We start from the raw sequence: 12,609 nt of genomic DNA, 5'->3' as shown, positions 1-12,609 counted from the left end.
AACAAAAAATGGAATTAAACACAATATCAAAAATTGTAATCAACAAAAAGCTCGTGTAAAACGAGCCTTTTGTAATTCAAGATCATACTAACAACGTATATCAAGAGTCATTAAGCATGGAACTATTATTGGTTTTGAGCCAAAAAGAACCATGTATCGAGAACCGAGTCTGGATTCAAGGAGACCGAATCAATCCCTTGTTCCATGAGCCACAAGGCAAGGTCAGGATGGTCAGATGGACCTTGACCACAAATCCCAATATATTTATTCGCCTTACGACATGCAGAAATGGCCATTGAAAGTAAGGCTTTAACCGCATCATCACGCTCATCAAACAAGTGCGAAACGATACCAGAGTCACGATCCAAACCCAACGTGAGTTGTGTTAAGTCATTTGAACCAATTGAGAAACCATCAAAGTGCTCAAGGAATTTGTCTGCAAGTAACGCATTGGTTGGCAACTCACACATCATAATAACGCGTAAGCCATTTTCACCACGAACCAAACCATTTTGTGCGAGCAACTCAATCACACGAGCCGCTTCACCCACTGTACGTACAAATGGGATCATGATTTCTACGTTAGTTAGACCCATTTCATCACGCACTTTTTTCAGTGCACGACATTCAAGCTCAAAACAATCGCGGAAATTGTCAGATACATAGCGACTTGCACCACGAAAACCGAGCATCGGATTTTCTTCTTCAGGCTCGTAGAGTTTTCCGCCAATCAGGTTTGCATATTCATTCGACTTAAAGTCAGACATACGCACAATCACAGGTTTACCTGCGAAAGAAACAGCCAGTGTTGAAATTCCTTCAACCAGTTTTTCAACAAAAAATTCAACTGGAGTTGCATAACCCGCAGTACGCGCAAGTACAGCAGCACGGGTTTCGCGGGGCAAACTATCGATGTTGATTAATGCTTTCGGATGTACACCGATCATACGGTTAATGATGAATTCTAAGCGAGCCAATCCGACACCTTGATTAGGGATCTGAGCAAAATCAAAGGCACGATCTGGATTGCCCACATTCATCATGATTTTGAATGCGAGGGGAGGCATGGAATCGATAGAGTTCTTTTGAACCTCAAAATCCAGTGCACCCTCATAGATATAGCCAGTATCGCCTTCAGCACATGATGCAGTGACTTCAGTACCATCAACCAATACTTCCGTCGCATTTCCACAACCCACAATTGCTGGGACGCCTAACTCACGCGCAATAATTGCAGCATGACAAGTACGTCCGCCGCGATTGGTGATAATTGCAGAAGCACGTTTCATGACGGGCTCCCAGTCGGGATCAGTCATGTCAGAGACTAATACGTCACCAGGTTGGAGTATATCCATTTCTTTGATGGAATTGATAATACGGACTTTACCAGAACCAATACGCTGACCAATTGAGCGTCCTTCACAAAGAACAGTACCTTTTTGCTTAAGTAAGTAGCGCTCCATGGTGCCGACGTTTTGACGACTTTTGACTGTTTCTGGACGTGCTTGCACGATGTATAGCTTACCGTCATCGCCGTCTTTCGCCCACTCAATGTCCATTGGTGAACCATAATGCTTTTCGATGATCAAAGCCTGCTTGGAGAGCTCAACCAACTCTTGATCATTCAAGGCAAATTTTTGGCGATCTGCTTTGTCAACATCAACAATAACCGTTGAATGGCCTGTCACACCGCTGTCGCCATAAATCATTTTCTGGTGCTTACTGCCTAAGTTGCGACGAACAATAGCGTGTTTACCGTTTTCAAGCAGCGGCTTGGATACATAAAACTCATCAGGATTGACTGCACCTTGGACCACAGTTTCACCCAAACCATATGCCGCGGTAATGAACACGACATCACGAAAACCTGACTCAGTATCCAGTGTGAACATCACACCTGCTGCGCCAGTTTCACTGCGTACCATACGCTGGATACCGGCAGACAGTGCAACACCTTGATGGGCATACCCTTGATGCACACGGTAAGCAATCGCACGATCATTAAACAATGAGGCAAATACTTCTTTAATTGCGATCAACACATTGTCGATGCCACGAATATTCAAAAAGGTTTCTTGTTGACCTGCAAAAGAAGCATCCGGTAAGTCTTCTGCTGTCGCGCTTGAACGAACAGCAACAGCAACATCAGGGTTGCCTTCTGATAGGGTAGCGAAAGCAGTACGGACATCTTGTTCCAGTTCGGCAGTCAGCGGTGTTTCGATAATCCACTGACGAATTTGGGCACCGGTTTTAATCAAGGTTTGAACATCATCTACATTCAAATTTTGAAGCGCATTCTGAATGCGTGCATTCAAACCGCTTTGCTCTAAGAAATCACGGAATGCTTGAGCTGTTGTTGCAAAACCACCTGGAACGCTGACACCAGCACCAGCAAGATGGCTAATCATTTCACCTAAGGATGCATTTTTTCCGCCGACGCGGTCGATATCATTTTTGCCGAGTTTGGCGAGGTCTATTACACGTGGTTCCAAGATGCAACTCCCAAGATAGTATTAGCAGACGAAAGCTGCTAGGTTGAAATTCGTCCACGAGGCAAACGAATAACATGTTAACGCAGAAAATTCGCAGGTTTTGATTGTATTCACTATGATTTTGATTGGGTCAGATCCCATCACTTCAATGTGTATTTTAGCACTTCAAATCTGACCGTTTTTTTCAAAAATGCATTAGCAAAAAACAATCTAACAATACTGACTACTATAAAGACTCTCTGGCTGCAAGACAAACTCATCATCCGTATGAATCGCTTATTGTTGTTCGAATTGTGAGCAAGTAAGTCTTTATTTGTAAGCCCATACTTTAATTCGAAAAGATGACGTTGTGGTGAAGGATGTTGTTGTTATTGTATTAATGCCCCTCAAGAATTTGGAAAAAATGGACAGCACTTTGAATCTAAGAGCGTGAATCACTTTGTCTTCACAAAATTAAGCATGGAAAAAATAACATGGGTCAGGCTATAGTAAGTAAATTATCTGCTGATCTGCGCTGCCATGACCGAACCCTCTATCACTTCATCGAATAAACCTCCCAAACTACATCGGACAGTATTTTTTGTTTCTGATGGGACGGCGATTACAGCAGAAACATTAGGGCATTCGTTACTCTCTCAATTTCCACAAGTAGAGTTTGATATGCGGATTCTGCCTTATGTTGATAATGAGGCCAGTGCATTTGATGCGGTTGGCGTGATCAATCAAGCAGCACACGATGATCAGATGCGTCCCCTTGTTTTTGATACGTTGGTCGATCCCGCTGTCCGCGACATTATTAATACCGCTTCTGCGCTAAATTTAGATGTATTCGAAGGAATTCTCAGTAAAATTTCTACGGAACTTGGTGTTCCGCCAGAACCTATCGTTGGTAGTTCCCACGGTATGGTGGACTCTCAAGATTATAAATCTCGAATCGATGCGGTGCATTTTGCACTCGATAATGATGATGGTGCACGCACAAGGCAGTACGATCTCGCTGATATTATTCTGATTGGAGTCTCTCGCTCTGGTAAGACCCCAACATGTATTTATATGGCACTTCAATTCGGCATTCGAGCGGCAAACTATCCCATAACTGAAGATGATTTAGATGACAATCGTTTGCCGAAGGTTTTAAAAGAATATCGCCATAAGTTATTTGGGTTAATGATTGATCCTGAGCGTTTAGTTGCTATCCGTAGCGAACGCAAAGCCGGAAGCCGCTATGCGAGTTTCCAGCAATGCCAAATGGAGTTACGTGCTATCCAAGGAATCTATATCAGCGAAGGTATTCCGAGTTTGAATATCTCTGAGATGTCGATTGAAGAAATCGCAACGCGTGTGATTCAAACCAAAGGGTTAAAGCGCCGTATTGGTTAGTTCATTTAAAGAATTCAATTTATAAATGAGTGTTTAAGCACAAGCCCATTTGCACCTAAACGCTGATGGTGTCAGACTATGCGCCCTTGATATTTTATTTACTGAACCGGAAGGAATTCTTCTGATTGAATTAAATTCCATATTAGGAGTCTAATATTTTGGAATTTCTGTTCTGTTAAGTACTTGCCTGAATTGGATGCCTGCACATGAAGCCGTCGCTTCGCCTACGTTTAGACCAACTAACTGATCGTTTTGAAGAGTTAAATGCACTGCTGTCGGATAGTAGTGTGATTAGTGATAATAATCGCTTTCGTGCATTATCACGGGAACATCGTGACTTAGAAGAACTAGTGCAAGTCTGGGGGCAATTTACTCAAGCTGAAGCCGATATTAAAACAGCTGAAGAAATGGCAAGTGACCCAACTGCCGACAAAGACATGCGCGACATGGCAGACGAAGAAAAACGTGATGCTCAGACCCGAATGGTGGATTACACCAATCAACTCAATATTCTAATGATCCCTAAAGACCCAAGCGATCAGAACTCTGCATTTCTTGAAGTTCGTGCGGGAACAGGGGGGGATGAGGCCGCTATTTTTTCTGGGGATTTATTCCGCATGTATTCGCGTTTTGCTGAAAAGATGCGTTGGAATTTGGAAGTTTTGTCTGAAAATCCTGGGGAGCATGGGGGCTACAAGGAAATTATTGCGCGGATTGAAGGCGAAGGCGTTTATGGTCGGTTGAAATTTGAGAGTGGTGCTCATCGCGTTCAACGCGTTCCCACGACTGAAACTCAAGGTCGGGTTCATACTTCGGCATGTACTGTCGCGATTTTACCCGAAGTTGATACCGATCATACCGTTGAAATTAATCCTGCCGATCTTCGAATAGATACTTACCGCGCAAGTGGAGCGGGTGGTCAACACATCAATAAAACCGACTCAGCGGTTCGCATTACTCATATTCCAACAGGCACTGTTGTTGAGTGTCAAGAAGAGCGTAGTCAACATAAGAATAAAGCCCGTGCGATGTCGTGGCTTGCTGCACGGCTGGAGCAAGCAAAGCGCGATGTCGCCGATGCTGCGACAGCTAGCATGCGTCGTGATTTGGTGGGAACCGGCGATCGTTCTGAACGAATTCGGACGTATAATTTTCCTCAAGGACGTATGACCGATCATCGTATTAATCTGACTTTATATAAGCTTGATGCCATCATGCAGGGCGATATGAATGAACTACTAGACGCACTGCATCGCGAACATCAGGCTGACCAACTTGCAATGTTGGCTCAAGAAAATGGTGGATAATATGGCTTCTCTCAACCTCACGATTGCTCAGGCTCTACAAATGACAGGGCAGGCGGTTCTTCAACGTGAGCTTGAACAGGTTCTAATGCATGTTCTAAAACAAAATCATGCGTTTCTGCGTACACATCCTGAACGTTTGCTCACTACTGAGCAAACGGATCTATTTCAAGAGTTTCAACAGCAGCTTGTAGAAGGGATTCCCTTGGCATATGTCCTTGGAACACAGGCTTTTTGGACATTGAATCTAAAAGTGACTCCTGCAACGTTGATTCCTCGCCCAGATACCGAAATAGTTATTGTGACTAGCTTAGAGCTATTTAACAAAGATCAAAAAATCAGTGTGTTGGATTTAGGGACAGGCACGGGAGCAATTGCATTGTCTTTGGCTAGTGAGCGACCCTCGTGGACCATCACTGCAACGGATTTCTCATCAGATGCATTAGCTGTTGCGATGGATAATGCCCATAGCCATAATTTAGATCGTGTTCGATTCTTTCAAGGCAACTGGTTTGATGCATTGCCAGATACACTCTCCTACGATTTGCAGGGTTCGAATCATCGTGAAAGCTTCGATCTCATCGTCAGCAATCCACCCTATATTGACCCTAGCGATGCACATCTTGCCAACCTAACTCATGAGCCACTCAGCGCTTTAGTGGCTGACGATAGCGGTTTAGCAGATTTAAAGATTATTATTGAGCAATCTCTTAATCGATTGAGTTTGAATGGCTGGTTGGTTTTAGAACATGGGTACGACCAAGGAAGCACTGTCCGTCATCTACTGGTCAATGCGGGATTCAATAACGTGCGCACTGTTCGTGATTATGGTGGCAATGATCGGGTCAGTATCGGCCGTAAAGCAGGCTTACCGTCATGCTAGATGATGCGCAGCTATTGCGTTTTAGTCGGCAAATCTTATTGCCTGAGTGGGACATTGACGCACAGCTCAAGTTATCGCAAGCACGTGTACTGATGATTGGTATGGGAGGTCTCGGTTGCCCAGCAGCAATGGGTCTAGCACGTGCCGGATTGGGTTATTTACGGATTGTGGATTTTGATACGGTTGACGAAAGCAATCTTCAGCGTCAAACTCTTTTTACAACTCCGGATCTCGGTCAGCCTAAAGTCATAGCAGCTAAGCGTAGTCTACATATCATCAATCAATGGCTTGAAATCGACGCTATTCAAAATCGTGTTTCTGAGCAAAACCTACCATCATTATTAGAAGGCATCGACCTAGTATTGGATGGTTCGGATAACTTTGCGACCAGAGATGCCGTAAATAAAGCGTGTGTAGATGCTAAGATTCCGTTATTGTCAGCAGCAGCAATCGGCTTTGAAGGTCAAATGACACTGATCATGCCATCGAAAGCATGTTATCGATGTTTATTTCAAGAAGCGCCTGATGATGATGCACGTCGTTGTGCTGATACGGGTGTGCTGGCTACAACGACAGCAACTATTGGAGCAATGCAAGCCCATGCCGCACTCCTGTTTTTAGGCATGGGATTAACCCCTTTAGCTGAGCGTTTGTTATTATGGGATGGTTTAAATCTAAATCAACGCCAGATACGCTACCACAAAGATCCTCAGTGCCCAGTATGCGCTTCAACAAACTGAATATGATGAATGGTGTAACTTAGAATTATTATTATGTTGTCGCTTTAAGGTTACGGTCTTTAAAAAAAACTTTCTTTAGGATTGATGCGAATGTCAGAAAATCATCTGTTACTCAATAGCTTGCGCAGCATCGCTCGTATCGGTGAAACCACGCTTGTTTTGGCAGCAGCAGGCATTCGTTATGCTAATCAGAAGCCTCCGACATCCCTGCTGGTTCGCGAAACATTTGAAAAACTCGGTGCGACGTATATCAAGCTGGGGCAGTTTATTGCCAGTTCACCATCACTATTTCCTCGTGAATACGTTGAAGAGTTTCAGGGGTGTCTGGATCAGACAACACCCATTCCTTTTTCCGAAATTCAAGCATTACTCATTGATGAGTTTGATCGTCCTTTGACTGAAATTTTTAGTCATATCGAACAGAAACCACTGGCATCAGCTTCTATTGCCCAAGTACATGCTGCGACACTGGTGACTGGTGAAGACGTTGTCATCAAGGTTCAGAAGCCCGGTGTCGAAACTATTTTGCATACGGACCTCGGTTTTGTTCACTTTGCAACGAAACTCCTTGAGCGTTTCGTGCCAAAGCTCAAATTCGCATCATTAGCAGCGATCGTTAATGAAATTAAAATCCGCATGGTTCGTGAAGTAGATTTTATTGAAGAAGCACAAAACATTCTGGATTTTCAGCACTTTTTAGAAAAAACAAATAACACTCAAGTCGTCGTTCCCAAAGTTTATGCAAAAGCATCAACACGTCGGGTATTAACCATGGAGCGCTTTTATGGCGTTTCCATGACCAATATTGATGCAATGAAACAATATACCAAAGATCCCGCACAAGCATTGATTACTGCAATGAACACCTGGTTTGCATCATTGATGTTATGCAAAAGTTTTCACGCAGATCTGCATGCAGGCAATCTCATGTTACTCACCGATGGTCGTGTCGGTTTTATTGATTTTGGGATCGTTGGACAGCTAAAACCTGAAGTATGGCAGGCTTCCATCAGCTTTATGCAAGCATTGCAAACAACCAATTATGCGTTGATGGCAGAGAACATGGTCAGCATGGGTATGACTCACGCCAAAGTTGATCTGAAGGTTTTACAATCTGATATTGAGAAAATGTTCCAGACGTTACTCATGGCTGATCCGCAAAAGATTATTTCTGGCGAGACTGGCGATTTGAACACCTTACTTATGGATATGGTTCAAGTTGGCGAACGTCATGGGATCCGTTTCCCCAGTGATTTCGCGCTACTCATGAAGCAAATGTTGTATTTTGATCGTTTCATGCAAGTGCTGACTCCTCATATGGATTTGTTTGGCGATGCACGTTTACAACTTGTGGCTGATGTTGAACCTGTATCAAAGTTAATTCATTGATGACATGAGCATTTTCAAAAATGCTCATAGGAAGATAAGGTAAACATGGATAAGGTTTTAATTGAAGGACTGCGTGTTAATACAGTTATCGGTGTATTTGATTGGGAGCGGCAAATTGAGCAACCCGTATTAATCGACATCGTAATGCTTGTTGATACGCGTGCAGCGGCTGCGAGCGATGATCTAAACGATGCTGTCAATTACGCATTGGCTTCAGAACAAATCACGGAGCTTACCCAATCTCTACAACCTCAGTTACTTGAGACCCTTGCCAATAAATTGGCTGAAATGTTATTGAAAAATTATCCGACTGTTGAAAGTGTACATGTTCGCGTTAAGAAGCCTCTGGCTGTCAAAAGTGCTCAGGCTGTCGGCATAGAAATTATACGGGAGCGTCATGCGCTATTGGCTCGCTCTGGGAAGTAATGATCAACCTCAAGCTGCGTTAGATTTTGCCTGTGCTTCTCTGGGGAAGTTGGGTGCAGTTAACGTCTCCTCACGTTATGAGTTTCCACCACGTAGTGGTATCGGGGTGGACTACATCAACATGGCCGTTCAACTTGATTGTGCGATGAGTATCGATCGCCTTCGACAAAATATCTTTGAGCTTGAAACAAATGCTGGTCGTATTCGTCGTTCAAATACGGTTCGTTTAGATATCGATCTAATCGCATGGCAGGAGGAGGGGCAAGCTGTTGTTTTCGACCCAAACCGGTTTCCGCTTCCTCAAGATGTTATTTTACCCATGCAAGAAATTTGGGTAGAGTATTCCATATGTATGCAGAAATTTTTAATGAATTAAAATCTAAGGCTTCTTTTTTAACCAATTAACGCTTTTATTTAACCACTTCATAATATTATTATGAGCCACAGGCAAAGACTCTTGCCCGCTTAATAACGTACTAAGTCTTTGCTCTCGAAAACTAAGTAAGCTAGACAGAGCATCGCCAACTGCTGCATGCGACTGAATAAATGGAATTAAATCATTCTTATCTATACGGTAAATCACAGCTGTTGTCAGTGCAGTAATATATGCGAATGTAGGCGTGTCGGTCATGATACCTTTTTCTCCAATAATTTCTCGAGGGCCCATACGACCTACTTCAAATTGTGAACCATCTTTATGGGCTAAGCTTACCGTGAGAACGCCTGAATCAATGATTAATAAATAATCCATCACCTCGCCATAAGTAATGATTTCTTGACCGACTTGGTATTGATGCCCGACCATTTTGGCACTTAAATCAATTTTTTCTTCATCGGTCAATGTTCGAAAAATATTAATCCCATCAAGCAAAACTTGTCGATGGCTCGATTTGGATAAGGCTGGCGTAGCTAAAGACAGGTTATGTAATTGCACACCCACAGCCGCAAGATGACGATAAGCCAGATCATAAAGCAAATTACAAACACGCGTCTTTTGATCCATAGAAGCGACATAGCCATTAATTTCATATTTAAAAGAAATAGCATTTGCTTCTTTGATTTTTGCACTGGCCTTATGTGTCGTCAGTAACTCACTACATCCATCAATAGCACGCTCCAGAGCCTCCAGTACCGTATGCGGACGAGCTTCTGGAGTAACTTCTATGGAGATAGCTATGCCGTGAACACGACTTGGTCGACTTAAATTGATAATCTTTGCTTTTGCAATCAGCGAATTAGGGATGATTACCGAGCTGCCAACACCTGTCAGCAAATATGTAGATCGCCAATTGATTTCAATAACTTTCCCTTCAGTACCCTCCACCAGAATTGTCTCACCAAGCTGGTAGGGTTTGGTCGTGTTAAGCACAATACCTGAAAAAACATCGCCTAGGGTACTTTGTAAAGCCAGACCGACTATTATTGCCAACGCACCAGATGTGGCAAGCAACCCTTTAACAGGAAGGCCGAGAACATAAGCTATGGCGGCAATAATAGCGACTAGGAAAAAGAAAGCGGCCAATAGGTCATGCAACAAATGACTGCGTTGTTTGATCTGAGGCAACAAAAAAAGATCGATAAACAGCATGAGTGTTCGTGCACTAAAAAGCCACCAACAAATTTCTAAAATCATGGCAATAAAATGCCGAAACTCATCATTTGACCAAGGTGCAATCGTAAATGGGCTCAATCCCGAGATAAAAAGTATTTTGCTATATAGAATATAGATAACAACGCGTACTCCAAAACGCCAAAATCGATATTCAGATAGGACAAACTTCCATATCAGCATATCCAGAATGAGAAGTGCAATTGCGCTTTCTAGCGGATAAGATAGAAAAAAGAGCGGCATAAATATGATCTTAATCGGTCATTATGATGGGAGTATTACTTGTTGGATACGAAGGTACAACTGTTTTAGGAGTAGAAATTAATAAGCAGTGATCAGTGCTGATAGGAAGATATATATCAAACAAAATAACTGCTTTTTGTCATCACTTTAGATACGACTCCCATGACTTTTTTGACAGATTCTGGAGGTTCTTTACCACCAGCCTCTAAAGCTTGTGCACGGTGGTGAAGTTCATCTTCATGCATTTGCTCGAGGATTGCACGGCTACGCTTATCACTTTCCGGTAAAGCCTGCAAGTGTTCGTCAAGATGTGACCCAACCTGGCGCTCTGTCTCAGCCACAAAGCCTAAGCTGTATTGATCTCCAGCTAAGCCTGCAATAGCCCCTATTCCAAACGACATGGCGTACCAGAGCGGATTGAGTAGACTCGTATGGCTATCCAGTTCCTTTAAACGCGTTTCACACCAGACGAGGTGATCTTGCTCTTCACGGGCTGCCTGTTTCATCGCTTCACGAACATGGGGAAGTTTGGCTGTTAATGCTTGTCCATGGTAAAGCGCTTGAGCCGCTACTTCACCACTGTGGTTTACGCGCATCAATCCAGCGACATGGCGTGCATCACTGACATTAAGTGCACTGGTTGCTTCAGGATGTGGAATAGGGCGATCTGCTTGTGTGCTATTAGGCACCACACTCCGTAAAGCTTGATCAAAAGAGCTGATAATCCGATCTGCTAAAGTCTGGCGCATACAATTACTCCAAGTTTTTTGCTGGGTCTTCTTGACCATTATTTCGCAAATGGCGGATAACAATCAATGAAACTAACGTACTCAATATAGCTGTGATTAAAAACAGTTCTGGAATCGTACGATGTAATCCTGACAAAATCGCGACGGACACAAGACTTGAAATCACCATAAACAGTGCATTCATGATGCTATTTGCTGCAATCACACGTGCTCTAAAACATTCTGGTGCATCAGACTGCAAATGCGCATACAGCGGCACAATATAAAAACCACCAAAAACTCCAATACCGAACAATGAAAATAATGCTGGCCAATATTGTGATTGATGAACCACTTCTACGATGTTTTGATGATGGGTTACATGGATAAGATTTTGGGTAGAGAGATAAAGTATTGCGGAGAATACCGCAAGACCTACGGCGCCCACTGGGACTAATTTTAAGCTAGCGGTATGCCCAGTAAAACGCTCACACAGTAAAGAACCCAATGCAATTCCAATGGAGAAAATAGTCAATAAAAATGTGACCACACTTTCTGATCCATGAAGCACAACACGGGTAAATTCTGGAATCTGCGTTAGAAAAGTTGCGCCGTAATACCAAAACCAAGAGATTCCAATAATTGTGTAGAAAACATCACCTAATTTACTGGCATAAACTAATGTTTCTTTTGTGGTTACAAAAACATTCCAATTTATTTTTAATTGAGCATGTCCAACGGATTGCGCAGGAATCTCATGAGAAAACAAATATCCAACCACTGCGATAGCCAATAAAGTTCCGCTGATCCACGCAAAATTTCCACCCGCATTGGCCATAATTGCACCACCTAAAATCATGCCAGCGAGGATTGCAAGAGAGGTTCCTGTTTCAAACATGCCATTGCCGCCCACCAACTCTTTCTTCGCAAGAAGCTGGGGTAATATGCTGTATTTAATTGGGCCAAAGAATGTCGAATGCGTTCCCATAAGGAATAATGCAAACATCAGAAGCCAAAAATTATGCGTAAAAAAACCTATTGTTGCCAATAACATAATGCAAATCTCAAAGATTTTTATATATTGGGTCAGCTTCGATTTTTCAAACTTATCTGCGATTTGTCCAGCCGTAGATGAAAACAAGAAATAGGGCAGAATGAATAAGCCAGCAGCAAGGTTATTTAAAATAGTCGGCTGAATATGCATGATTTCAGCTGCATGAAATGTGAACAAGATCACTAAAGCTTGCTTAAATGTATTGTCATTTAACGCACCCAAAAATTGGGTGATAAAAATTGGTAAAAAACGTCGTGTTTTTAGAAGTGAAAATTGGTTAGGCATGAACCGCTCAGCTAGAATACAGGCGACTGCTACCATAACGATCTCTGAGTTCACTAGCAAGCTTTAGGACAACACG

11 protein-coding genes are annotated in these 12,609 nt (G+C 42.9%); 7 read left to right on the top strand and 4 right to left on the bottom strand.

All coding sequences use genetic code 11. The annotated features are described in order from the left end of the window. Positions 1 to 125: 125 nt before the first annotated feature. Positions 126 to 2,492: a phosphoenolpyruvate synthase gene (ppsA, locus tag ACLHG7_RS11435; protein WP_410211148.1), complete on the bottom strand. Its 2,367-nt coding sequence runs from the start codon at positions 2,490 to 2,492 to the stop codon at positions 126 to 128. A gap of 519 nt (positions 2,493 to 3,011) precedes the next feature. Between ppsA and ACLHG7_RS11430 the strand changes: the two genes are divergently transcribed. The 7 genes from ACLHG7_RS11430 to ACLHG7_RS11400 all read left to right on the top strand — a co-directional run bounded on the left by ACLHG7_RS11430 (position 3,012) and on the right by ACLHG7_RS11400 (position 8,990). Then, positions 3,012 to 3,872 (top strand): pyruvate, water dikinase regulatory protein, encoded by an 861-nt coding sequence (locus ACLHG7_RS11430; protein WP_410211147.1) that lies wholly within the window; start codon positions 3,012 to 3,014, stop codon positions 3,870 to 3,872. Positions 3,873 to 4,078: 206 nt separating this feature from the next. Further along, positions 4,079 to 5,179, top strand: a complete 1,101-nt coding sequence (gene prfA, locus ACLHG7_RS11425) for a peptide chain release factor 1 (RefSeq protein WP_410211146.1) — start codon at positions 4,079 to 4,081, stop codon at positions 5,177 to 5,179. 1 nt (position 5,180) lies between these two features. Further along, on the top strand, positions 5,181 to 6,059 hold the full coding sequence (prmC, locus tag ACLHG7_RS11420) for a peptide chain release factor N(5)-glutamine methyltransferase (RefSeq protein WP_410211145.1): 879 nt from the start codon (positions 5,181 to 5,183) through the stop codon (positions 6,057 to 6,059). Further along, positions 6,053 to 6,799 carry a HesA/MoeB/ThiF family protein gene (locus ACLHG7_RS11415; protein ID WP_410211144.1) on the top strand — a complete coding sequence of 249 codons (747 nt, stop codon included), beginning with the start codon at positions 6,053 to 6,055 and terminating at the stop codon, positions 6,797 to 6,799. The genes prmC and ACLHG7_RS11415 overlap by 7 nt, the downstream gene beginning before the upstream one ends. Positions 6,800 to 6,889: 90 nt before the next feature. Then, positions 6,890 to 8,188 (top strand): ABC1 kinase family protein, encoded by a 1,299-nt coding sequence (locus ACLHG7_RS11410; RefSeq protein WP_410211143.1) that lies wholly within the window; start codon positions 6,890 to 6,892, stop codon positions 8,186 to 8,188. A 45-nt stretch (positions 8,189 to 8,233) separates the two neighbouring features. Continuing rightward, complete coding sequence (folB, locus tag ACLHG7_RS11405) at positions 8,234 to 8,614, top strand: dihydroneopterin aldolase (protein ID WP_410211142.1); 381 nt, start codon at positions 8,234 to 8,236, stop codon at positions 8,612 to 8,614. Further along, a complete protein-coding gene (locus ACLHG7_RS11400) occupies positions 8,586 to 8,990 on the top strand; it encodes a 2-amino-4-hydroxy-6-hydroxymethyldihydropteridine diphosphokinase (protein WP_410211141.1) in 405 nt (134 codons plus the stop codon). Before folB ends, ACLHG7_RS11400 begins: the two co-directional genes overlap by 29 nt. Positions 8,991 to 8,993: 3 nt before the next feature. On the opposite strand, the gene ACLHG7_RS11395 is transcribed toward ACLHG7_RS11400, so the two are convergent. The 3 genes from ACLHG7_RS11395 to ACLHG7_RS11385 form a co-directional block, all read right to left on the bottom strand. Further along, entirely contained in the window at positions 8,994 to 10,466 is a 1,473-nt protein-coding gene (locus ACLHG7_RS11395) for a mechanosensitive ion channel family protein (protein ID WP_410211140.1), read from the bottom strand. A gap of 116 nt (positions 10,467 to 10,582) precedes the next feature. After that, positions 10,583 to 11,215 carry a 2-polyprenyl-3-methyl-6-methoxy-1,4-benzoquinone monooxygenase gene (gene coq7, locus ACLHG7_RS11390; protein ID WP_410211139.1) on the bottom strand — a complete coding sequence of 211 codons (633 nt, stop codon included), beginning with the start codon at positions 11,213 to 11,215 and terminating at the stop codon, positions 10,583 to 10,585. Between the two features lie 4 nt (positions 11,216 to 11,219). Beyond that, positions 11,220 to 12,533 (bottom strand): MFS transporter, encoded by a 1,314-nt coding sequence (locus ACLHG7_RS11385; protein WP_410211138.1) that lies wholly within the window; start codon positions 12,531 to 12,533, stop codon positions 11,220 to 11,222. Positions 12,534 to 12,609: the final 76 nt, after the last annotated feature.

Origin of the sequence: Aquirhabdus sp., assembly GCF_046462495.1 — a bacterium.
GTDB lineage: Bacteria > Pseudomonadota > Gammaproteobacteria > Pseudomonadales > Moraxellaceae > Aquirhabdus.
The sequence above is the reverse complement of the archived record's forward strand: the minus strand, read 5'-3'. Positions and strand labels throughout refer to the sequence as shown.

Coding starts and splice junctions, on each gene's coding strand:
- ACLHG7_RS11430 (WP_410211147.1), top strand. CDS start 3,012: ATGACCGAACCCTCTATCACTTCATCGAATAAACCTCCCAAACTACAT.
- prfA (WP_410211146.1), top strand. CDS start 4,079: ATGAAGCCGTCGCTTCGCCTACGTTTAGACCAACTAACTGATCGTTTT.
- prmC (WP_410211145.1), top strand. CDS start 5,181: ATGGCTTCTCTCAACCTCACGATTGCTCAGGCTCTACAAATGACAGGG.
- ACLHG7_RS11415 (WP_410211144.1), top strand. CDS start 6,053: ATGCTAGATGATGCGCAGCTATTGCGTTTTAGTCGGCAAATCTTATTG.
- ACLHG7_RS11410 (WP_410211143.1), top strand. CDS start 6,890: ATGTCAGAAAATCATCTGTTACTCAATAGCTTGCGCAGCATCGCTCGT.
- folB (WP_410211142.1), top strand. CDS start 8,234: ATGGATAAGGTTTTAATTGAAGGACTGCGTGTTAATACAGTTATCGGT.
- ACLHG7_RS11400 (WP_410211141.1), top strand. CDS start 8,586: ATGCGCTATTGGCTCGCTCTGGGAAGTAATGATCAACCTCAAGCTGCG.
- ACLHG7_RS11395 (WP_410211140.1), bottom strand. CDS start 10,466: ATGCCGCTCTTTTTTCTATCTTATCCGCTAGAAAGCGCAATTGCACTT.
- coq7 (WP_410211139.1), bottom strand. CDS start 11,215: ATGCGCCAGACTTTAGCAGATCGGATTATCAGCTCTTTTGATCAAGCT.
- ACLHG7_RS11385 (WP_410211138.1), bottom strand. CDS start 12,533: ATGCCTAACCAATTTTCACTTCTAAAAACACGACGTTTTTTACCAATT.